Raw genomic sequence first — 23179 nt, 5'->3', positions numbered from 1 at the left:
AAACCTCTCTACTTCTCCTTTTCAAAAGAGTCAAAAGCTATTCTGAAGGGCAAAAAAAGTTGCCAGATTAAGAAAGGAGAGTGTAAATCCTAATTAGAGCACGGAGTTTCGAGTATAACTCAAACTCAATGTAATGGCTGATTGGGCCTTTGTATCTGTCGGAGTTTGTCGTACCCTATTGTGTTCGGCCTTGAGTTGCAACCTAAAGGCTCGACCAATTCGTAACTCTCCCCATAAGTAACACCTTCCCCCCTTACCATGAACTCCGGTAAACTGTGGCATTAGCTCGATCTGTCGCTCTGAAAAGAACAGTCTACCAACCTCCGAATGAAAGAGGATTCCTCCTAAACAAAATCTGAGTGAGTTATCAAAAAAAGAGCAATTAGCTCGAATCCCAACGGCATAACTATGCTTATACCTAACTTGCTCTCTCTCAATTTTCTTACTTCCATGGAGATATCGACCCTCTAAACAAGCATTCCAATTCTCTCCTTCTGGGTTATAGACGAAAACAGATGAAAGACCGAGGTTGCTTTGCCCTTTCCGTTCTCGAAGAAAAGAGGCTCGAAACTTGGTGTTGAAAACCGATGATTTCACAGGAGAAAGTTCCAAACGCAATCTATAACCACTACTATTTTCTTTTCTTCGATAACGAGGTACCAGAGTTCTATAGAGGTCTATTTCGGAAAAAACTCGAAACCTACCAATCTCTTCAGCCATTGACAAGAGTAATCCCTGTTCATTGCCAATGCCTGTAAAGTGTGTCGAACTTCTCCCGAAATAAGCCCAATACTCCTTTCCAAAATGTCTCAAAAGACAAGAATACTGACCATTGTTCGCAGCTATGTAACTCATAGCTTGTAAGAAAGCCACAGATCCGAATCGATCTAAAGCAGCTTCTCCATATACAGACAATCGGCCACTACCTGGACTGTAGCGATAATAAAAAGAAGAATTGGCTAAAAGAGTAGGATTTTTCCACTTTTCAGGACGGTTACGCCCCGGTGGTCGCAATAAAGCAGAACCACCCCAGTCATAGATATTTGTCAGGAAACCACATTCCACCTGAGTATCGGCATAATGCAGATTACCTATAAAACTGCGCATATTCACATTATGCCGTGTATCCAACTCTACCTTGTTTCTATGAAGTCCGCTGTACTTAAAGCTCTGAATTATCTTCTTACCATCTGAATGCAACTCCTCTCGAGCATCAAGTCCAGTCCGTGAAGCAGCCAAAGTTAAAAAGAGCTGCTTGCTTCCCAATGAGATAGCAATGCCTCGTTGATAACTATTCTCCGAAGCAGAAAAGGAATGAACTAGTCCTCGTCCTATACGATCCGATCGAGATGAAAGAAATCCAATAGATTGATTGCATACCAATCCATAACCCAAAGAGAGGCGAAAATCTCCCAACACAAGTTTGCGTAATTTGCCAAAGTCGGAAAGCATTAAATGAGCAGAATAGTGATCAAATCCACCAAATCTACGAATATCAAAAGGCTCTCCCGGATCTAAATCGCCTACCAATCCAGCAGAGAGACGATTGCCAATACGATGTGCAGCCTTAAATCGCCAAGCCGAGGAAGAGCCGAGGTAATCGGATTGTTTGTCCTCCACAGGCAAAGGTTGCCTGAAACCAATTTTCAACATTGAACTCCCTTTTTGCTGCAATAATCCCGAGAAAGTTTGTCTCTGCAATTTTGGAACTACGATTACAAAGGGACGCACCAAGTCCAACGTATGAGGATCCCAACCCGGAATAAGTTTCAGATCCCATATACTACTTAGTCCATTGGGAAGACGGTGGATATAAGCAATAAATTGACGAATCTGAAAATCGCTCAGAAAAGGTAATTCCCTAAGATCTGACTCCAAGGCTTGATTTAGATCTATAGGATTAGCGATGAGCAAATGAAGTTTCTGAATAATCAGTTCAGCCTCCTCTACACTCATGTCTGTTTGCTCGACCTTGTCCATTATCTCAGAAAGCCATAAAGAGGATTCTGTTTCTTGAGCTTGAAGCAAACAAAAACCCTGCAAAGCAACAATAAGGAAGAGCATTGCTCTTTGCCACATCCGCAACACTTGCTTCACAATTCGACAAATAGACATAAGATCCAACTAAGAAGCCTGCTGATTTGCTATCGATCCGACCAATCTAGTTACTCGTACAGATATATCTACCATCCACGGAACGAACGATTGGAAGCACTGCTTCTGGTTGCGGGACAAGACAAAATGGAACATCCTGTGCTACACCTGCACATTCCATTCGCTGGTAGTGTTCTGACTGACGTATATAGTCCAACAAATTCTCTCCCTCGGCACACTCAGAAATCCATAGGTCACGCATCATGCGTGCCGAATCTCCTAATGAACAACAAATGCCGATCTTTTCCATATTCCAAGCCAGAGCACCAGCAAAAAGACAATCTTCAGCTCCGACTGTATCTTCCCAACCCGCAGCCAGAACCAATACGTCTCTTTCTGTTCTATCGGAAAGGTAGCGCACAATGGTCGGCAAATTCACATAAGCACCTATCAACACTTCTTTTGCTCCTGTTTTAAAAGCAACATCCACGCATTTGGTACCATTCGTTGTGCTAAATACTATGCTTTGCCCTTGCACTTGCTCCATCTTATAATCGAAAGGCGAATTGCCGAATTGAGCAAACGAACAACGTTTAGCATGTCTCTCTGCTCCTACCAACCAACCGGCTTCCTTGTAACGCAAAGCCTCCTCCAACTGAGCCACAATGATAATTTCATGAGCTCGATTACCAAGAGCAGCACAAATAGAAGAAGATGCTCTCAATACATCTATGACTAATACGATCTGTGGATTTTCTTTTCGGAAATAAGCCTTGAACTGAGGGGCAGAACAACAAAGATCTATACGCATAATAGGAAAGGGAAAGAGTTATTTCTTGCAAGGGAAGAATCTTATAACACATAAACGGCAGTATTGCTTTCCTCCTGCTTCTCGGATTCAAATATCCAGCTCTTCACGAATTCTGACATACTTAAAAAGGGACTGTACCAAAATCTAATTTTGACACAGCCCCTACAATATCTACAAAAAGGAATAGCGTATCGTATTCCGAGCAATCCTTGGCTCGGTATACATTCCTCTCACTTTCTAAAGGGAGTCTTTACGATCTCGGCTTTTAATATCCGGTTGCGTATGCCTATACCAATTTCATTGCCAATCTTGGTAGCTTCTTTCTGTATATAGCCCATACCGATACCCTTTTTCAGACAAGGAGACATTGTACCAGAAGTTACGATACCGATCTTATCTCCATTGGCATCAAGTATGTCATATCCCTGACGAGGCACACCTTTATCCTTGAGTTCAAAAGCAATCAGCTTGCGCTCTGTTGCGCCATCCTTGTGCTGCTGCAAAAGGGTTCTGCCAGGAAAATCTTTGCCATCAACGAATTTGGTAACCCAACCTAAACCAGCCTCAATAGCTGAAGTTGTCTCATCTATATCATTACCATAGAGGCAAAAGCCCATTTCCAAACGCAAAGTATCTCGAGCACCCAAACCACAAGGCTTAATGCCATAGACTTGCCCTATCTCAAAAAGAGCATCCCAGATTTTCATTCCATAATCTGGGTAGAAATAAAGCTCAAAACCTCCAGCCCCGGTATAGCCAGTATTGGATATAATCACATTGGGGCAACCTGCTACCTCTCCTACAGCAAAGGTGTAGTAGGGGATTTTAGAAAGGTCTGTATCTGTCAATTTCTGAAGCAATTCTGTTGCTTTGGGGCCTTGCAAGGCTAGCTGTGCACACTTGTCCGAGCCATTTTCAAGCTCTGCACCCATTTCGTTATGCTGCTGACACCAAGCCCAGTCTTTCTCTATATTGGCTGCGTTCACAACCAAAAGATATTTGTCGCTCTCATATCTGTACACCAGGAAGTCGTCTACAATCCCTCCCTTATCATTGGGGAAGTAGCTGTATTGCACTTTGCCGACCTCCAATTTAGATGCATCATTGGAAGTAACTTTCTGTACAAACTCAAGGGCTTTTGGCCCTTTCACCCAAAATTCTCCCATGTGAGAAACATCAAACACACCCACACCATTGACTACAGCTAGATGTTCGTCAATGATGCCACTGTATTCGATGGGCATATTGTAACCTGCAAACTCGTGCATCTTGGCTCCAAGAGCGATATGTTTATCTGTAAATGGAGTCTGTTTCATTTCTTGTATTGTTGTTTATCTTTTCTTGGTTATATTCCTCGCACTACTGCCTCAATCAGGCAGACCAGCCTCGAAGGTAGTCAATTTGAGAGGAAGATCAAAGCAATGTCTGTCCTGTATGTTGCCTTATCCAGCAGAAATAAGACTCAAGCAAAGTTTCTGCCGCCTGAAAAGGGGTAATGCTATCGGATAGAACTTGCCCTTCCAAAAGAGGAAGTCGCTCAGAGATTTTTTCATTTCTGAAAAACGAATCTCTCAAAGCCTCTTCTATTGATTCTCGCAGCCACCACTTGGCCTGTTTTTGCCGCTTGTGCAAAAAATAATCACTATCGTGTGCATGATGTCGATAGGCATCTATCATATCCCAAATCTCCTTAATGCCGATTCCATAGTAACCGGAGTAAGTCAAGACCCTCGGTTCCCAACCCGATTCGCTTTTCGGGAATAACCTCAGCGCATTACGAAAATGGGAGGCAGCCAACTTTGCCTTGTCTATATTATCTCCATCAGCTTTATTGATGATAATGCCATCTGCCATTTCCATGATTCCCCGTTTGATACCCTGTAGTTCGTCACCCGTACCTGCCAACTGTATCAACAAGAAAAAGTCTACCATCGAATGAACAGCTGTTTCACTCTGCCCCACACCTACGGTTTCCACGAAAATGGTATCAAATCCTGCAGCTTCACACAGAATAATTGTCTCGCGTGTCTTACGAGCGACTCCGCCCAAAGAACCAGCAGAGGGACTAGGACGGATGAAAGCATTCTTTTCTCGACTCAATTGCTCCATTCGTGTTTTATCCCCAAGTATACTTCCCATAGAGACTTCACTACTGGGGTCAATAGCCAGAACCGCCAACTTGTGTCCCTGCTTGATGATATGCATCCCAAGTGTATCTATGGAAGTACTTTTGCCCGCCCCCGGCACACCAGTAATCCCGATACGCATCGAATTACCAGAGTATGGTAGACACTTTTCTATGATCTGCTGCGCCATCTGTTGGTGAGCAGGAAGCTGGCTTTCTACCAGAGTAACAGCCCTGCTAAGCAGAGTAATGTCTCCAGCCAGTATTCCGCGCACATAATCATCGACTTCAAGACGAGCTCGTTTGATTCGCTTGAAGTAGGGGTTGACTATAGGCACATCCCTCACTCCTTTGTTTACTTTCAGTCCCTTGTATATGTCTTCATTCTCGGGATGTGCAAACTCTTCGTGTTCATCATGCATATTGGCCATATCTCAGATCAAATAAAGCGAGAAAAAACGAATAGGTATAATAATGTCAATGTTTAATCGAGAGTTTGACCTTTACTCGCCTAAGCGGAGCATAAGGGTCATTGCATACAATATTGATATTAGGAGCAATGGATGCCCACCCTTTTTCTTTCAAAGTAGAAGGTAAGACCCGTATTTTCAATATTCCACTGGTTCCTTGGGTTATTTCTTCGGGATAATCCAAGATCTGCACAGCCGGATTATCACAGTTAAGATTTCTTAGTTTGAGGAGGCCCTTTCCAGTATTTCTGATCTCTACCTCTACTTGTTGTTCAGGACTTTCGGCAGGCAAAGTCCCCAAGTCAAAATAAGTATTGAGATCCATCCTCGGGGCTGTGCGGATCATCTCCTCTCTATTTTGGTAAAAAGAGAAATCTTCCACTACAGTAGATCGGGTCAAGACCCGTCCACGAAACTCTTTTCCTTCGTTGTCAAGAATGATAAGTTCTACTGGTTCGTTATGCATACCGATCTCTGTATCGGACAAAACCTTGAGCGAAAGTTCCAACTCTGCAGGTTCGCCAGGCGACAACTCTATTACCTCTGGATTGACCTCTATAAGACTGTTCTTAGACTGTACAGACACCTTGACTTTTCCGCCATTAGATGTATTGAGAAGCATCAGACGTACACTGGAAGTCCGGTTTCGAGATGTTGTCGGAAACAGAAGCTCTGTTCGGCTCAACTTGACAGGCCCTACCTCAGCAGAAAATTGACCTTTCTCTCCTCCTCCCAATGTAGTCACATAACCCTTTATGAGAAGGTCTTGCTTGGTCTTTGTAGCATTGCTGTAGACATATACACGTTTAACGAAAGCTCCTGGTCTGCCTGCTGGGTCATAAGATACTACGATTCTACCCTCTGCACCCGGCTCAATGGCTTCCTCCGGCCAAGAAGGACTTGTGCAACCACAATCGGAATTGACACGTGTGAGCACCAAAGGAATTGTCCCTGTATTGGTAAATAGGAACTCACAATAGACAGATCCTTTTTCCTCAGCAATGTTGCCAAAGTGATGTATCGTATCTTGGAACGACAACTCAGCCTTGCCTCTTTGTTGGGCAAACAAGCTACTCCCTATAAGCAACAGAGCCACCAAAAGGCAGCTCCGTATATGTTTGTTTATCATAAGCATTCGAGACAGATTATTCTACCTTCCCCTTGATCTTAAGAGTGAAAGCTCCATCCTTGCCATTACTATACACCGCTATCGTTTTGACAAACGAACCGGGTCTACCCGCCGGGTTATAGGTTACAGTAATCTTACCCGACTTTCCAGGAGCAATAGGCTCTTGCTCATACTCCGGTGTCGTACAGCCGCAAGAAGCTACCACACGAGTAATCACCAAAGGGGCCTTCCCTGTATTATTGATGGTAAACACATGAGATACCTTGCCATTGGCTTCCTTGATTGTACCGAAATCGTATTCTGCCTGTGTTGCCGAAATCTCGGCTTTACTGTTTTGTGCAGCTGCTACTCCACAAAACAGGAGCATCATGCCGAGAATGAAAACTAACTTTTTCATTGGTTATTCCTTACTTACTTTATTACTCTTTCAATCTACCACTATCATAATCCCGGATCGAAGTTTTAGCTACACACCACTACGACCCCGGAGACAAAGGTATAAAAACCACTCTGAACCTCGATCTCCACCAATCTTAGAAGAGTAACGAAAGATCTCTTATTGGGCATCTTTCTCTACTGCTTGCCGAAATTTGACCATCTTCGCTGTCTTCGCCTTGCAACTGATCTTATCATCTTTGTCAGTAGAAAAGACTACATCCTGCTCTTTCTTGATTTTACCGGAAAGAATAAGATCCGTCAACTTATCCTCTATCTCTGTTTGCAAAGCTCGCTTGAGAGGCCGAGCTCCATACTGCACATCGAAGCCGATCTTGGCAATTGCATCTCGAGCTTTATCATCTACCTGCACACGATAACCGGCCTTCTCCACTCGATGAAGAATATCGACAAGCTCTATATCTACAATCCTTCGGATACTTTCCGGAGAGAGTTGATCGAAAAGAATAATTTCATCAAGACGGTTGAGAAACTCCGGACTGAAAGTCTTGTGCAAGGCTTTCTGTATCACAGATCTGGAATATTCCTTGTTGAGAGATTCGTTGCCAGCATCCTTAAACCCGATACCAAAGCCAAAATCTTTGAGTTGACGTGTTCCTACATTGGAGGTAAGAATAACGATGGTATTCTTGAAGTCTACTTTTCGCCCCTCACTATCAGTTAGACATCCCTCATCCATTACCTGTAGAAGGATATTGAATATGTCATGATGGGCTTTCTCCACCTCATCAAGCAAAACCACCGAATAAGGTTTACGGCGTACTCGTTCGGTGAGTTGCCCTCCTTCCTCGTATCCGACATAGCCTGGAGGAGCTCCCACGAGACGACTCACGGAAAACTTTTCCATATACTCACTCATATCTATGCGGATCATGGCATCTTCAGTACCGAAGAGCTTTTCGCTAAGTTTCTTTGCCAAATAGGTTTTCCCTACCCCTGTAGGACCAAGAAGCAAAAACGTACCTATGGGACGCTTTTCGTTGCGAAGCCCCAACCTATTTCGCTGGATAGCTTTAGCCACTTTCTCAATAGCTTCGTCCTGACCTACAACCTTCTTCTTGAGTTCATCAGCTATTACACGTAGTCTCTCATTCTCAGCCTCGGCTATACGTTCCACCGGCACACCGGTCATCAGTGCAACCACTCTGGCGATGTCCTCCTCTCCTACAATTTGTCGTTGAGAATCCATCTGTTTCATCCAATCGGTCTTAGCCTGCTCTACCTGCTGCTGCAACTGTCTCTCTTTGTCTCTAAAAGAGGCTGCCAGCTCATAATTCTGCGCCTTCACTGCATCGAGCTTCTTCTGTCTGACTGTTGCCAGTTTTTCCTCCAAAGCCTCCACCTCTTCCGGTGCCTCCACATGTGCTACATGTACGCCCGCTCCAGCCTCGTCTATGGCGTCTATGGCCTTGTCTGGGAAAAATCGGTCATTAACGTAGCGATTGGTCAGCTCCACTGCAGCCTTGATAGCTCCATCTGTATATGTAACATGGTGGAAGTCCTCATACTTAGGCTTAAGGTTAGCAAGAATCGTAAGCGTCTCTTCCTTCGTGGTAGGATCAACGATAATTTTCTGAAAACGACGCTCCAAAGCTCCGTTTTTCTCGATCGACTTACGGTACTCATCAAGCGTGGTTGCCCCGATACATTGCACTTCACCTCTTGCCAGGGCAGGCTTGAGTAAATTGGCTGTATCCATGGAATCTTGTGTTGAACCAGCTCCTACAATATTGTGCAATTCATCAATAAACAATATGATCTCGGGATGTGAGCGCAATTCATCTAAAATGGCTTTTATTCGCTCCTCAAACTGCCCTCTATACTTTGTACCAGCCACCAAAGAGCCCAAATCGAGGCTAATAATTCGCTTGTCATAGAGTACGCGACTAACCTTGCGCTCCACAATATTCTGAGCTAACCCCTCCACGATAGCACTCTTACCAACTCCCGGCTCTCCTATCAACACAGGATTATTTTTCTTACGTCTACTGAGTACATGCACCACTCTGGCCAACTCACTTTCTCGCCCTACCATAGGGTCAAGCTTGCCCTCTCTGGCCAAACGAGTGATGTCGGTACCAAAAGATTCCAAAGCGGAAGTTTTATCCTCACCTCCCTGAGCAGGCGGAGGTGTAGCATCTCCACGAAAAGAATCGGAAGCATCTTCCATATCTTCACCATCATCATCTGAATCGTTATTATCGTCGTCCTCGTTTTTGTTATCCTTATCGAAATCGAAGATATCGTCCATATTAGGATCGAATCCATTTCTGATGAATAGTGAACGATCTACCGGATCGATTGTCTGGGGGAGACTTATCGACTTTTTTCTATCTATAGCTGTTTGTTTTGTCATAGCATACTTTGTTTTGTCACGTTGTCTTATCGGGTTCATTCCCGAAGTACTCTCGGATACTGCTCTTCGTGTTCTACACTCATCAGCTCCTTTATCATAAAGGCATTGCAAAGCTCGTGCCAAGCCGACTTTTACAATCTACGTCCTTACCCAATCGGCCAAAGGCGCAGCAGAGGGATAAGAATGACCGGAATCGATAATTCCGACAAAAGAAATACCGCTCCACAGCAATCTCCCGTATAGCCACCTATCCGTCGCAGCATGATATGGACAAGCAGGAGGGTGATCAACACCGGTCCTATCAATCCGATAGCCACATAAGGATTCACGAAGATACAAAGGGCAGCAAACGGAAGCAACCCTCCGGCGAGACTGATGAAAGTCTCCGAGAGAGAGAGAGAGCTGTAGAGGACTTTGGCTTTGCAACTCTCCACATCCCTTGCATAAGGCAAAGTCATAGTAACCAAGGCACTACAACTCCTTCCGATAGGATCGAAAGCAAAGAGACACCAAGAGAGTGGCAACAGCCTGCCCAATTCATACCATAAAGAAGATAAGAGGAGGAAATATCCAATCAGAGAGACTACCCCATAGGTTCCGATGTGGGAGTCTTTCATAATGCGTAAGACACCCTCTCTGTCCGTACCTCCACCGAAGCCATCGAAAAAGTCCGCCAATCCATCTTCATGCAGACAACCCGTGATCAACAATCTGGAGATAATAGCAAGAATAATCCCTACCATTGGACTAAACAACGTATCTCCCAGAGCATAACAACCGGCCATAAGACCTCCGCTGATCCAACCCACCCAGGGGAAAAAGGTAATCACTCTGGCAAAAGCCTCTCGTGAAGGAGAACCTAACTTCCACCATGGCAAACGAGTAAAAAAAATAAGAGCTGCCAGCATATAATTGTCACTTTATCAATCAAGGAAAGACTTTCCCAAGCCGGCAATTAATTGGCTTGTGACTCCCCACTTTCGGCTATGTCCGAAAACACAAGGTGCATATTACACAACTTCCCTTTTGTCTACTACCTATTTTGGAGCAATGCTACGCAAACGGCCTTACAAAGGTAGGAATATTCCTTCTTCGGTTCGAGAACGAAAGGTTCCTCTCCCTAGTCACAACAACCCGACGAAATCGAGTCAAAATCAGTCTTTTTAAATCCTCTTTTTAGAATACCCAAAAAACCTATTCATCTGCATCTCGAGAAATTCTAAATCATATCAGGTAGCTACTGAGATTTTCGCATAAAAGGAAAAACCATCTATGGATATACGGAAGTATATTTTCCTCCATTGGAAAGTATATTTTCCTCCATTGGAAAGTATATTTTCCACCTATGGAAAGTTTGTTTTCCATCAGAGGAAAATAAACCATGTAATGGGTAGAAGTAAATCTCCATATATGGGAGGATTTTGACCGATGCGCTTGTTAAGGATGGAAGGAAGTATCCAAAAAGAGAATTCAACCGTGGATAGTTTTGCTTTCTCACGTTGGAAAGTATGTTTTCCCACGTTGGATATAATTTTCAATCCTTCTCTGATCAAACAAAATCGTAACCAAAAGCCATCCATAAATCCCGAAAAAAAAGAGCCAACGCAATGCTCACAAAAGAAATACCAATGCGACACAATCAACAGCGAAATGAAAATCCCTCGAACAACATCCGACAGACTTCGTTCGAGGGAAAGACTTAGAAAGAGCGGTATTGACCTTTTCTATTCCGGTACGTAGATGATTTCTCCATTTTCCAATTCGTAGGCTATCCCTACCTTTCGTCCCTTGGTACCGGTAGCATCGGATTTGTTTTCTGATGGAGTATAGTGTTCAATCTTATCTCCTTGCTTTGTGATAATCTCCATATTTTCCTTCCCCGGATTTTTTACCATGGTAAAATCCTCCCGGCTAAAGATTTCGTTCATGCTGTACTTTGTCACAAGAGCTACCATCAAAGCTACCGCAAACACCATAGCCACGTCGAAAAGATTGGCTACTTGCGATACGGGGTCTTCATCTTCCTCTTCTACTGCGTATTTCTTCCTATGATTACGTCTCATGGCATATCGTGTTAGTTATGATTTTCCATCAAGTCGGATACCAACAAAAGACGATTCATATCTCTTTGCATCTGTGCTGTGGCAGGTCGTTTGGCGGCATAACCCACAGCTCCGGCAAAAAGCCCTATCACCGTTGTAGCAAATGCTACCTGCATATTGTAGGCCATGGAGGCAATATCGCCCGAAGCCAACCCTACCAAAGCTGGCCCCATAGGAATAAGGGTACCCATAAGCCCCAAAGTAGGGCCAAATTTGGCCACTAAAGAGATTGAACTCATTCTTTTCTGAGCTTGCAGCTCATACTCACCAATGAGATACTCCCTTCTGGGTCTATCGGCAGAGAGGAGCATTGAGGTATATCGAAGGAAAAGACTCGGATTCTTTACCCCCTCCAAATAGCCCTCCAAACTCCCCAAGTTGTGAGACTCAAGCTGAGAAAATAAGGGTCCGAGTTTTTGTTCGCTGCTCCTGCGAGCCTGATAAGCTGCAAAAAGACTGCCCAAAATGAGCAGTGATTTGGCAAAAAGAAAGATGAGCCCCACGACTACTGGTATAAGCAAGCCATTGGAGATCCAAAACATGATGTCGGAAACGTACTTCATATACTTGAATTAAATGTTGTAAGTGATCTGTAATGTGGTTAGTAAAGACTGGAACGCCGTCTCTGCCAATGCTCTCTCAAGCGATGATAAATAAAGCCCATGGCAATGCCCAGAAATAGTATTACGAGTGTGAAAGCAAAATCCTGCAACTTATACCCCTCCTTCATCTCCGGAGCTGCCACGGAAGCATTGTGGCGTATCAAACCCATCGCTATAGTATATAGAAAAATGAGCAGAGAAAGGAGTATTACCAACTCGGAACGAAGAGAACCTCCCCTCCCCAACATCTGTCGCAACAACGGTCCGGAAACAGCAAAGACAACGAATATCACAACAGATAGACCTATCGAAAGGGAAAGGAAAGAAACGCCCAAAGCTGAAAAGAAGAGGTGCAACTGTATATAAGCAATAGCAGGTAGCACCAGTAGAGATGGGCAAAAGCTGACCACTATGGCGACTGCACGCTTAAGACGATGAGTAGGCAATTCTCTTTGATGGTAAATACAGAAATAGACTGTCTGTATCAGGTCGATCACAATGAGCAGAGAGATATTACCAATCGCTTCGGATGAAGAGAGCATCCTCTCCACTTCCAGTCTATTCAACATAAGGGCCGTACCATGCATAAACAAGGGAACAGCTGCATAGGCCAAAGCAACGATGAGAGACACCCGCACAGAGTAAAAACTCATCTGTAGCATCATCTTGCAAACAACGACAACTACCAAAAAGAGCAGTAGCGTATTCATATCATATAAGTATTCGCACAAGGGAGAGCTGCCTCTGTTTTGAGCAACGACAGCTCTACCTGTTTTTTGATATAATAGTGATGTGACGTAAGTTTTTTACTCATCCGCCTTCTTTTTCCGGCGCAACACATATATAATGATCAGCACCACGACAAAAAGGACAGCTGCTATGGGCACGAGATAACGAGTATAATCTGCCCCATTGGTCAGATTTTGTCGAGCTTTGTCTTTCTCCAGGACAACAGCTTCCCGATCGCTCCGCCCTGTCTGCTCCGCCAACTTATCTTCAAAAGCCTTGCGCTGACTCGCATCCAGTTGCTCTCCGATGAAAGACTGCAACTTATGATTCTGACCTGTAAATGCACCATCCGCTCCATATTTACTTGTCATTTCGGCATTGATTTCGGCAAGTTTCTTGCGTTGAGCCTCACTGGCAGGCCAATATCCCTTTCGGATTGTCTCAAGCATTGTACCCGTAAGCTCCTGCAATGCTGTGGGATTTTTATCTTCGAAGAAGTTCGCCACTCCCAGATTATGCTTGTCTTCGATATACACATCATAGATATCTTGCCAAAGTTCGTGATCTATGGCATTGGGTTTCATTACATTCCAGCCATAGGTATTGCGCACTGTTTCGGAAATAGCATCAGCCGATCCTGCGCCCTCGGCAATCATTTGTTTGATATAGGTAGGATTGAGAATTGTAGTACGAGCCTCTATACCGATAGCCGTCTTGATTTCCTGTGAGCGTGCGCGATGCCGATTCCTCAAATCGTTGAGATAACCTTCCGGATCTTTACCAGTCACCTGACGCACAGTGAGAGTAAGTCCTCCCATGAACTCATACACGTGGTCCAAGCTCAAGGCTCCCCAAGTGTTGCTCTGTCTGGGTTGAATCACAACATCTGTATTCTGCAAAGCAGCTTCGAAAACACCTGCTCGGAATGCTCCCCAGTCTTTTCCACTACCATACACAGCCCCCATGTTGTTGAGATAGACCTGGGCAATCTGACTCTCGTCTTCCCATTTATCTCCGGCCTCTACCATCCCTTGAATGTTAGTTCCATAACCTCCATTGAGTGCACCAAACACACGCTGTGTAGAGAGATCTCTGGCCTCTTGCGGAGCAAAGCCTTTGTCAAGCAAAATTCGCTCGGCAGCTTGTCTCCCCTTAGCCACAAAGTTGTCCCCATCTTTATCTCCTGCTTCGGCAGCCATCTCTACGGCTTTTTGTATCAATTCCAATCTGGAAGCAGCTAGATCCCGCAGCTGTCCTGAAGTCTGCACAACTACGTCTATACGAGGTCTTTGCAACTCTGAAGCCGGGATCAGCTCCAAATCCAAGATACGACCAAAACGGTCTGCTATGGGGCGAACTCCAAGAAGATAGAATATCTCGGCTATTGTAGCTCCTTCACTCTCTACAAAACTGCCACTCCAAAGAGTGAAGCTAACCTTCTCTGGATATTTCCCTGGGTGACGTCTGACATAATCAGCGAGCATCTCTTCTGCCATTTGTTTTCCTTTCTCAATAGCTGCCGCTGAAGGAGTAGCTTCAGCATTGATCGCATAGAGATTACGTCCTGTGGGTAAGGCGTTAGGATTAGCTATAAAGTCTCCTCCGGGAGAGGGTGATGTATATCCACCTGCCAAAGCATTGACCATCGCATCCAACTCTTTAGAGGGGCTCTCCTGCAAATAAGAGCGGTATAGAAGAACATTTTGTATCGTCTCTTTGAGTTTTGCTATGGCATTGGCCAACTGTACATCTTGCTTGCTGTATTCCACATCCTTTCCTTGCAACTGTTGTTGCATAGACATCCCTTGTTGAGGATGTCTGGAAGATGGTAAAGAAACGGGAGGCATTTGCCCCATGGTCTTTCCAGCGGTGGATGCAGTGGGCTTAGCTCCAGCCTGCGTTTTCTCCGGCGTAGAAGAAGGCTTTTGCGACTTACTATCTTTACCCATGACTTTCCCTTTTGCCATATTCGGGTGTCCGGCCATCCCCTGAGGCTTGCCCTGCATATGTGGCATCTGCCCAGACTTACCTCCGATGCTACCCATACCAGCTGGAGCTTTTCCTTTACTTCCACCCATTACGGACATCATGGAGCCCATCATAGCCATTTTAGCATTTTTCTGCTGACTCTCCACGGCCTCAGACAAAGTCAAATCCGCAGCTGTAATACCCATCTGTCTGAAAGCCGATGAGAGATCAATATGCCCAGAAGCAAGTATCGAGGATACCAATTTCATGGCTGGACGGTGGAAATGTGTAGAAAAGAAAGAGCCTTTGAGTTGTTTGTCCGTTATGCGACCCTTCAACTTAGCTACTTCCGCAGCCGAATAGGCAATAGGATCCACGGCCATTAGCACAACCGAAGACCGTATCTTTCCTGCATCAAAGGCTTCTCCCAAGGTGTACATTCCTCCACTGATCTTAGCATCTGCCAATTCAGCTGCGAAGTTGTCTATCAATTCTATCTCATCGCGACTAAGAGGTTTGGAGAGGGTAGTATCTATCCGCAATTCTCTCAAAATCCCGTTTTTTGCTGCCTGAGCTTTGATACGGGCATTGAGAGAGGACTCGTCATGATCATGACTCAAATAATGGCTTGTCAACTCAGTGATAGGCGTAGCTTGTGCATCCAAACCGGTATGAATAAAACCGGGAGTAAGGTGACTAATAAGCTGGGCATAACTGCGCCGTTTGGCTATTACGCCCTCTCCCACATTACCTATTGAATAGAGGTAGAAATGTGGTATATCAGCCACAATCGCATCGGTCCAATCTCTCTCGGAAAGCCCAACCTGCTTGCCGGGAATGAACTCCAAACTACCGTGTGTTCCAAAGTGGATGATGGCATCTGCCTGGAATTTATGTCTGGTCCACAGATAGGAAGCCAAGTAATGATAAGGAGGCAAAGGATTGGAACCGTGTGTCAAGCGGAAGTCATCTTCTCCGCCTCCACCCATCCCGGGCTGAGGAAGCAGAGCAATGTTGCCAAGCTCTATCCGACTCACGGCTATACTACCTTCTCCCTTCCCATTTCGTACCATATAGCCACCTGGAACCTCTCCATATATCCTTGCGAGGGAGTCTACCAAATCTTCTGGGAAATCATTCTTGAGATCTTTGGAAAACTCAGAAGCGGTGTACCAGAAAGGTACATTTGAAGCCAAATATTTCTCCACCTCCGTCCGTGCAAATCCGGCAGGGAAACTGCCACGTTGCTGTATCAGCTCTTCCAAAGCCTTGGCCGAGGCAGGCAAGCCTGCCACGTTGTAGCCCTCCGATTGGAGACGCAAAAGCAAGTTGTAGAGAGATGTCGTAGCCTCCATCCCGGCTGCAGAAAGAGCAGCTTTGCCAGCCCCCTTATAGTAATAGATTGCAAGATGTTTCTCTGCATTGGGTTTGTCCCTGAGACTTAGATAGCGTTTGATAGAGGAAACAAAAACAGAAAGACGATCGGGGATACAATGGAACTCATGGAAACCTTCCTTTCCTTCGTACTGTGCGATCAATGCACGGGACATCAAGGCTCCATCTATCTCAGGCATCACAATGCTTTGGCTCAACATTCCTCCACTCATTCCTCTCGAATCAGCTAGCCAATCCTCGTGAGTACCTGTAACAGCCAAAGGAGCAAAGACAGGGATATTATTTCTGCGGAAATAATCGACAGCTGCATCTGACTGCATCATGGAAAACCTACCATGTGGCAGATATACAACTGCATCGGGCTTGATCTCCTCGAGCAATTCTATGCGTCTGCTGAATGAACTGAGAGGATAAACATTAAAATGAGCCTCCCGAAGAGCCTTAATCAATTCGTCGAGCTGATCTTTGTTGGAATTGAAAGGCCCAAAATTCCCGGTAAAAAGAGCTATGCGCTTTCCTCCTTCCTGGTACAGTTCTTTATTTTTGAGAAAATTAGTGTAATCTGTGAGTGTTGTATCTATACGTTCATCGAACTCATTGAAAAAGACATTATCCGGAATATCCACAGCAGCAACAATAGCATCTCTGGTTATAGACTTTCCAAGAAGCTCATGACGAATAAAATTCAATCCGGAACGGTAATTGCTTCGTCCTCCCTTGAGAAGATACTTTTTTAGAATTTCAAGCTTACTTTCCTCTATGTTGGAGAGGTCATTGCTTGGGTCTATAGGCATGAGCGAAGCAAAAAGGATGTTTTTCTCTTTCAGTTTGAGGATTTGCTCTCGCTGTTCATCTGTCAGTCGAATGCCCATAGCAAAAATGAGGGCAGCATCACAGTTTTGCAACTTATCCAATTCGTCCGTTCCAACTTCTACAATACGTATAGGATCGTCCGCCACCGACTTGGCCATGGCACTGACCTGGTAGGTCGGGAAATTGACTAAAGCTACGGTCGTTTTGCGGGGATAGAGCCAAACAACCAAACCGACCACAACTATTGTGGCCAATAAGATGAAGACATAAGCTTTGGAAGAAAGTCTTTTCATAGAAATGATGACTAAGTAAAAGATGATGTGATATTACAGCGTTATGGAAACTTTACCAAAGAAGCTGCGACCGGGGCTGAGAGGAGCCAAAGAAGAAACCTTGTCTGTCGCATAGTCGAGCAAATTGTCTATTCCGAAAACTAAGCTATAGCGTTCCCCAAAACGCTGGTTTACAGCTAAGCGCAGTATAGCATAGCCCTCATAGCTAATGGGTTCGGCTATGCGTTCTTGTGTTTCCGAGTTGGTTGATACGATAGATGTATTAAGGCGAGAGTGGTACCGCCCCATAATGGAGGCGTCCAATTGATAATTTCTCCTGGAGAAGGTATAGGATAGCTGAGCTGTAAGACTATGCGGACGCACACTGGAGACATTCACATCCTGGTCTTTTACCTTCACAGTAGAACGTTCATACACATAAGCATAATTTGTCGAAAGACGGAAACTGCTTATTGGCCTCCAGATCATGTTTGCTTCTATTCCTCCAAGGGGACTCACTCCGGAGATATTGTCGTAATGCAAGTTTCCAGACTTGTCTTGAAGCATCACGATTTTCCTATTGAAAGAGGTATGATGAGCAGTCACAGATGCGGAGAAATCCCTACGGCTGTATTCCCCCGACAAAGTAAACTGATTAGCCGTCTCCGGTTTGAGATTTTTGTTACCGGTTATCTTGAAGCCGGGACCATTCTCATGAAACCAATCGAAATTTAGCTCCGTTATTGTTGGGGCTTTGAAAGCATGTGCATAACCCGCACGAATATTAATTTTTCCAATGCGGTACATCAAACCTACTTTAGGCGATATATGTACACCATAGTCAGAATGGAGATCCGAACGAATACCATAGAGAAGAGTCAGACTCTCCATTGCCTGATGAGAGAGCTGTACAAATGCCACACCAGAATGAATGTATTTATTCTCAGCAAAATTGCTTATCTGGAAACTGCGCATACCCTCCAAGTGGTATTCGGCTCCGAGATTGAGGCTGAACTTGTCAGCAATATTACGGTCATTCTGCAACCTGAACATAGTCAGGGAGTTGGTGTAGGCAGTGGAGTCCGAAGAAGAATCCTTTGGGAAAGCAACCCCCCTCTTAGTATAGTCCTGGTTAGCGGTGAAGGTATAGCTGTTGTCCTCATCTTTCTTGTAACAAGCAGACAAATAGCCGGAAATACTACCATTAGTATTTCTCTGATAGTCGCTGATGTATTGAAGTCGATAGGAGTAAGAGGCATTAGCTTTAATACGAAGAACATCCGATGGTGTCCACTGCAGTTTCTCCCCAACACGATATGTCTGATCACGAGGGATCCGCTGAAAGTCTTTCTTATCCTTGTCATAAAGGCGGTACTCCGCTGCATTTCCGTAGGAGAGAGAGGTAGTGCTGCGTATCAATTTCGTCTGACAGCCCAATTCCCCATAGGTTGTGAAATGATTCGGCTCACTATAGCCAACAGAGGCCAATGCAGATATAGGTTTGTTGCTGTTTTTGGTGATGATGTTTATCACTCCCGCTACAGCATTTGAGCCATAGAGAGCACTACCGGCTCCTCTGATTACCTCTACCCTCTCTATCTGCTCCGGGGTAAGCCTTGTCAAGTCTATATTCCCATTATTTTGTCCGGAAACTTCCTCTCCATCTATAAGGAATAAGATGTAACCTGATTCAAACCCCTGCATACGCACAGAGATATTGCCACCATGGGTGGAAAACTCCACTCCCGGAATCTGATACTCCAGAAGTTCCTTGATGCTGGGAGCCGCTATGCGTTCAATGTCTTTTCTCTTGATAAGCTGTGTTACAACCGGAGTACGCACCAAAGCGTGCTCAGCACGAGTAGCAGTAACGAGCACATTTTCCAGACATCGATCTTCGCTTTGGAGGGCAAAGTCCACCTGTATATGATCTCTCTTATCCAAATCGATTTTCTTTTCGCTTACAGCATAGCCGAGCATACTTGATACAAGCACTATTTGCCTGCGCTTGCCGTCTATACGACAATTGATCCGAAATCGGCCATCAGCCTCCGTTGCTCCGCCTTGTGTAGTTCCCTTGATATACACATTGGCTCCGGCCAGAGGTTGTTGATCGGATATATCGGTTACTCTACCGGATATTTGTATGTTGCGACTTTGCGCGAAAGCTATGTCTGCCACCAAAAGGAACAGACATACCAAAGCACTCACTCTCCCTGCTACCTTCATGAATCGTTGAATGTGATATTGATTTTTCTGTCGAAAGCATCCACCTCGACAGATTGGGGGAAAGGCGATGTATCATAAAATATGCAATGCAGCATTACATTCGACCTCCCAAGGCTAAACAACACACCACAAATGTATTTCTTCGTCCTTTAGCCCCTACTTTTTGCCTATTCTGACGCACCTTAAGGGGCTGCACCAAAACATCCATTTTGATACAGCCCCTACCTACATATGATGATTAGATTTCTTTGTAGCGGAAAGATAGTGTTCCACCTTTCTTGCCTCTAGCATTGACAGTACCGGTTATTTTGAGTTTGTACAGTCTTTTACCATCGGCAGAGTGGAAGAGATACACAGTCTTGTGTGCCTGATACATGGCAGCTGAGCCTTCCATCATCTTGTCCATATCAACGATGTAAGTCTTGTGTGCTGCCACCATCTGTTCAGCTTCTACAAAGTCCATATCACCGACATTTTGCCAGCGAATAACTTCTTTTCTGTTACCCGAGAATGTATATTTCCCTTTCCCATCTACTTTGTCGAAGTCTTCTTCCCCGGTCTCAGCCATGTCGGCTTTGCCAGAGAATCCGTCAGCACCATTGAGCTGTACGTGTTCGCGATGGAATGCTATATCCCAGTCTTTGCTCTCGGCAGGGTTTGTCACATCTACCACTTTGCCTTGCTCAAAAGAGAAATACACCCATTTGCCGTAAGCTGTGGCATTGAGATATTCTACTTTCTTCTCCCCTTGCTTTTCCCGTTCTGGTTCTTGGGGTTCATTTTTTTTCTTGTCACATCCAACGGCCACTGCCATAAAAGCTGCCAGAGCCAAAAGAACTAATCTGACTTTACTCATGTCGCTATAAAATTATCGGTTACTGTATGTATTAAGTCAAGGCTGAAACACTACTCCTCCGTAGCGATGGCAAAGGTCTGTTTCCTCCCTTCTCCACTAAATACCTACAAATCGTTATTTATAACCACTGTTTATCCCTTTCTTTTATGATTTATTAGTTCTGGATGATAGGTTTAGAACCTAAATTAAGGCCTTATAGGAACAAATTACTCTTCCTCAACATCATTATTAACAGCTGTAGGCAAACGTTTTCCGGGAGTTACTCCCAACTTTACAAGCTGATCAAACTGTCTGTGTAAGTTATCTTTCCCTCGGGAGAAACGCTTTCTGGTTTCCAATATCTGCTTTTGGGCCACCTCTATACTATTCTCTACCTTGCAAAAAGACTCATCTACAAGCACCAGCTTGTCATACATCTTAGCTACCCGATCCATGATCTCTTGCACATTTTGCTGTTGCTTATGCATAGCCCACATATCTGACACAAGTTTGAGTACGGGTATGAGTTGCAGAGGGCTCACGAGCATAACTTGCTGTTTGTATGCTTCCTCCCAAAGCTTATCATCGTAACTGATAGCAGTCTGCAAAGCCCCTTCGATAGGGACAAAGAGTAGAGTAAAGTCCAAAACATCGGAATAACCGGCCTGCCTGAGGTGGGCTGGATAGGCCTTTGAGGAAAGCTCTCTGATATGAGTTCGCAAGCTTTTGATATGCTCGCTCAAATAGAGCTTGCGACTTGTATCATCCTCGCAATCGTAGTACTTACTGTAGGCCGTGAGAGAAACTTTACTATCAATGACGAGTTGTCGATTCTCCGGCAAAGTTACTATCACATCCGGTCTGAGACTTTTCCCTTCCTCTTCGCTTCGCAGCAAACGACCATCTGCTGTGCGCACGGTTTGTTGCTTTTCATAGCTCCAATGCTCTCTAAGACCGTTGATTTCAAGCAGTCTCATCAACACAACCTCTCCCCAATCTCCTTGTATCTTGCTATTCCCTCTTAATGCCTTGGCCAAGTCTGAAGCATCATGACCGATCTTTCCAGTTTGCTCAATCAGCAGACGGATCTGCTCCCCCATCTGTATTTGCCCTTTTTGCTGCTCGATGCAAGCTTTTTCCATACTCTCCCGATAGCTGTTGAGCTGTTCTCTAAGAGGGGTAAACAGAAGCCCCAATTCTTCTCGCTGTTTACCGGCCAACTGAGTGGCACTACTATCCAAAAGACGCTGAGAAAGCAACTCAAACTCTTGCTTCAATTCCAAACTGATATGCTCAGACTGATTTTGCAACTTCTCCACCTCCTTTTGCAAGTAACTACGCTCTGTATCAAGTTTGGCTAAGCTGGTTTCCAGAGAGATACGTTTGTTTATTTCGGCAAATATGCTCTCCTCTTTAGTCTTTACCTCAGCAGCCAACCTTTCGCTTTGCTCCTGCATTCGTATGCGTTCCTGATCTACCATATGGCGAATATTCCTCAGACGTAAGTAAAGCAATAGGGAAGTAATCCCAAATAGGAACAATAGGATATAGAACACTAAACCCATTGTATTAGAGGCGTTTATAGTATTTGTCTACTATCAATGCAATGGCTCCATCACCCGTAACATTGCAGGCGGTACCGAATGAATCCATTGTGATGTAAAGGGCAATCATCAATCCGAGATCTGTCTCGGAAAAGCCCAAGATAGATTGTAGAATACCTATCGAAGCCATGATGGCCCCTCCGGGCACCCCTGGAGCTGCAATCATAGTGATACCGAGCATGAGTATAAAACCAAAGAATAGGCCAAAATCATAATTCAGCCCTTGCATCATCATCAAGGCAACGGCACAAGCTACAATCTTAAGTGTAGACCCAGAAAGGTGTATCGTAGCACATAGAGGAATAGCAAAACCCGATACCTCTTCGCTCACTCCATTCTTTCGAGTTTGCTTTAGGGTAATAGGGATTGTAGCAGCCGAACTTTGGGTGCCAAGAGCAGTAGCGTAGGCCGGCAACATCTGTTTGAGTAGAGTGAGAGGATTGCGCTTCACTACCGCACCCGCTATAGAGTACTGAATCAACAGAAGTAGAATATGCATCACGAAGATCACACCGATGATCTTGAGAAACACCTGCATTACACCGGCTACCTGCCCCATGTAAGTCATATTCAGAAAAATTCCGAAGATATAGAGAGGAAGCAAGGGGATAATGACGGAGGAAATCATTTTACCGATTATCTCCTCAAAGTCAGTAGCTACCTCCATCAAGGCTTTTCCCCGTATATGAGACATCCCCAAACCAAGAATAAAGGCTAATACAAGAGCTGTCATCACCCCCATCAGGGGAGGCATATCCACAACAAAAAAAGGGTTGATAGCTTCGTTTCCTTCCGTGATATGCGTCTTCGCACTGGGGTCTATCAAAGAAGGGAAAACTGAGGAGGAGGTCCCATAAGAGATCAAACCCGAAAAGATCGTAAAGCCATAAGCCAATGCTACCGTGATCAGAAGCAAACGCTTCGCACCGCTACCCATTCGTCCAATAGCTGCACTGACCAAGCCTAGAATAATGAGAGGGATTACGAAGCCCAAGAAGTTACCGAAGAAAGAGTTGAAAGTAACAAACACTCGCACCAATACTTCCGGTGCTTTCAATCCTGCGACAATCCCCAAAGCGATAGCTATCAGTATGCGCCCGAGGAGACCGATACGTACCTTTTTCATGCTGCAAAAGTAGGCAGATTTATCCGTGCACAAGGAAGCAACCCGAGAGCTCCGACCCAGACC

At 44.8% G+C, this 23179-nt stretch carries 16 protein-coding genes; all 16 read right to left on the bottom strand.

Going from position 1 to position 23179, the window contains the following annotated elements:
* Positions 1-93 precede the first annotated feature (93 nt).
* The gene (locus B5D48_RS00340) at positions 94-2064 is read right to left on the bottom strand and encodes a helix-hairpin-helix domain-containing protein (RefSeq protein ID WP_159445541.1); all 1971 of its coding nucleotides are present in this window, start codon (positions 2062-2064) and stop codon (positions 94-96) included.
* Positions 2065-2161: 97 nt separating this feature from the next.
* Positions 2162-2905, bottom strand: coding sequence for a 2-phosphosulfolactate phosphatase (locus B5D48_RS00335; protein ID WP_023938792.1), 744 nt, complete (start codon positions 2903-2905; stop codon positions 2162-2164).
* A gap of 230 nt (positions 2906-3135) precedes the next feature.
* The gene (gene gcvT / locus B5D48_RS00330; RefSeq protein WP_023938790.1) at positions 3136-4221 is read right to left on the bottom strand and encodes a glycine cleavage system aminomethyltransferase GcvT; all 1086 of its coding nucleotides are present in this window, start codon (positions 4219-4221) and stop codon (positions 3136-3138) included.
* A 97-nt stretch (positions 4222-4318) separates the two neighbouring features.
* Entirely contained in the window at positions 4319-5452 is a 1134-nt protein-coding gene (gene meaB, locus B5D48_RS00325) for a methylmalonyl Co-A mutase-associated GTPase MeaB (RefSeq protein WP_023939416.1), read from the bottom strand.
* A gap of 55 nt (positions 5453-5507) precedes the next feature.
* Positions 5508-6629: a DUF1573 domain-containing protein gene (locus B5D48_RS00320; RefSeq protein ID WP_042120657.1), complete on the bottom strand. Its 1122-nt coding sequence runs from the start codon at positions 6627-6629 to the stop codon at positions 5508-5510.
* Positions 6630-6645: 16 nt separating this feature from the next.
* The gene (locus B5D48_RS00315; RefSeq protein WP_023938785.1) at positions 6646-7026 is read right to left on the bottom strand and encodes a DUF1573 domain-containing protein; all 381 of its coding nucleotides are present in this window, start codon (positions 7024-7026) and stop codon (positions 6646-6648) included.
* 159 nt (positions 7027-7185) lie between these two features.
* Entirely contained in the window at positions 7186-9441 is a 2256-nt protein-coding gene (locus B5D48_RS00310) for an ATP-dependent Clp protease ATP-binding subunit (protein ID WP_023938783.1), read from the bottom strand.
* Between the two features lie 146 nt (positions 9442-9587).
* Positions 9588-10349 (bottom strand): adenosylcobinamide-GDP ribazoletransferase, encoded by a 762-nt coding sequence (locus tag B5D48_RS00305; RefSeq protein ID WP_023938782.1) that lies wholly within the window; start codon positions 10347-10349, stop codon positions 9588-9590.
* Positions 10350-11165: 816 nt separating this feature from the next.
* On the bottom strand, positions 11166-11504 hold the full coding sequence (locus B5D48_RS00300) for a DUF2149 domain-containing protein (protein ID WP_023938779.1): 339 nt from the start codon (positions 11502-11504) through the stop codon (positions 11166-11168).
* Positions 11505-11515: 11 nt separating this feature from the next.
* Positions 11516-12106, bottom strand: coding sequence for a MotA/TolQ/ExbB proton channel family protein (locus tag B5D48_RS00295; protein ID WP_023938778.1), 591 nt, complete (start codon positions 12104-12106; stop codon positions 11516-11518).
* Between the two features lie 38 nt (positions 12107-12144).
* Positions 12145-12855, bottom strand: coding sequence for a hypothetical protein (locus B5D48_RS00290; RefSeq protein ID WP_023938777.1), 711 nt, complete (start codon positions 12853-12855; stop codon positions 12145-12147).
* A gap of 96 nt (positions 12856-12951) precedes the next feature.
* On the bottom strand, positions 12952-17343 hold the full coding sequence (locus tag B5D48_RS00285) for a cobaltochelatase subunit CobN (protein WP_023938776.1): 4392 nt from the start codon (positions 17341-17343) through the stop codon (positions 12952-12954).
* A 33-nt stretch (positions 17344-17376) separates the two neighbouring features.
* On the bottom strand, positions 17377-19551 hold the full coding sequence (locus tag B5D48_RS00280; RefSeq protein WP_023938775.1) for a TonB-dependent receptor: 2175 nt from the start codon (positions 19549-19551) through the stop codon (positions 17377-17379).
* Positions 19552-19789: 238 nt separating this feature from the next.
* Positions 19790-20407, bottom strand: a complete 618-nt coding sequence (locus B5D48_RS00275; RefSeq protein ID WP_023938772.1) for an HmuY family protein — start codon at positions 20405-20407, stop codon at positions 19790-19792.
* Positions 20408-20613: 206 nt separating this feature from the next.
* On the bottom strand, positions 20614-21951 hold the full coding sequence (locus B5D48_RS00270) for a DNA recombination protein RmuC (protein ID WP_042120647.1): 1338 nt from the start codon (positions 21949-21951) through the stop codon (positions 20614-20616).
* Between the two features lie 4 nt (positions 21952-21955).
* Positions 21956-23116, bottom strand: a complete 1161-nt coding sequence (locus B5D48_RS00265) for a dicarboxylate/amino acid:cation symporter (RefSeq protein ID WP_036887705.1) — start codon at positions 23114-23116, stop codon at positions 21956-21958.
* Between the last annotated feature and the right edge of the window lie 63 nt (positions 23117-23179).

This window comes from Porphyromonas crevioricanis (assembly GCF_900167225.1).
In the GTDB taxonomy this organism is placed as follows: Bacteria; Bacteroidota; Bacteroidia; order Bacteroidales; family Porphyromonadaceae; genus Porphyromonas; species Porphyromonas crevioricanis.
This window is presented reverse-complemented; position numbering and strand designations above follow the sequence as displayed.

Bases quoted from the DNA above. Each gene is read 5' to 3' on its own strand.
- B5D48_RS00340 (WP_159445541.1), bottom strand. From the start codon at position 2,064: ATGCTCTTCCTTATTGTTGCTTTGCAGGGTTTTTGTTTGCTTCAAGCT.
- B5D48_RS00335 (WP_023938792.1), bottom strand. From the start codon at position 2,905: ATGCGTATAGATCTTTGTTGTTCTGCCCCTCAGTTCAAGGCTTATTTC.
- gcvT (WP_023938790.1), bottom strand. From the start codon at position 4,221: ATGAAACAGACTCCATTTACAGATAAACATATCGCTCTTGGAGCCAAG.
- meaB (WP_023939416.1), bottom strand. From the start codon at position 5,452: ATGCATGATGAACACGAAGAGTTTGCACATCCCGAGAATGAAGACATA.
- B5D48_RS00320 (WP_042120657.1), bottom strand. From the start codon at position 6,629: ATGATAAACAAACATATACGGAGCTGCCTTTTGGTGGCTCTGTTGCTT.
- B5D48_RS00315 (WP_023938785.1), bottom strand. From the start codon at position 7,026: ATGAAAAAGTTAGTTTTCATTCTCGGCATGATGCTCCTGTTTTGTGGA.
- B5D48_RS00310 (WP_023938783.1), bottom strand. From the start codon at position 9,441: ATGACAAAACAAACAGCTATAGATAGAAAAAAGTCGATAAGTCTCCCC.
- B5D48_RS00305 (WP_023938782.1), bottom strand. From the start codon at position 10,349: ATGCTGGCAGCTCTTATTTTTTTTACTCGTTTGCCATGGTGGAAGTTA.
- B5D48_RS00300 (WP_023938779.1), bottom strand. From the start codon at position 11,504: ATGAGACGTAATCATAGGAAGAAATACGCAGTAGAAGAGGAAGATGAA.
- B5D48_RS00295 (WP_023938778.1), bottom strand. From the start codon at position 12,106: ATGAAGTACGTTTCCGACATCATGTTTTGGATCTCCAATGGCTTGCTT.
- B5D48_RS00290 (WP_023938777.1), bottom strand. From the start codon at position 12,855: ATGAATACGCTACTGCTCTTTTTGGTAGTTGTCGTTGTTTGCAAGATG.
- B5D48_RS00285 (WP_023938776.1), bottom strand. From the start codon at position 17,343: ATGAAAAGACTTTCTTCCAAAGCTTATGTCTTCATCTTATTGGCCACA.
- B5D48_RS00280 (WP_023938775.1), bottom strand. From the start codon at position 19,551: ATGAAGGTAGCAGGGAGAGTGAGTGCTTTGGTATGTCTGTTCCTTTTG.
- B5D48_RS00275 (WP_023938772.1), bottom strand. From the start codon at position 20,407: ATGAGTAAAGTCAGATTAGTTCTTTTGGCTCTGGCAGCTTTTATGGCA.
- B5D48_RS00270 (WP_042120647.1), bottom strand. From the start codon at position 21,951: ATGGGTTTAGTGTTCTATATCCTATTGTTCCTATTTGGGATTACTTCC.
- B5D48_RS00265 (WP_036887705.1), bottom strand. From the start codon at position 23,116: ATGAAAAAGGTACGTATCGGTCTCCTCGGGCGCATACTGATAGCTATC.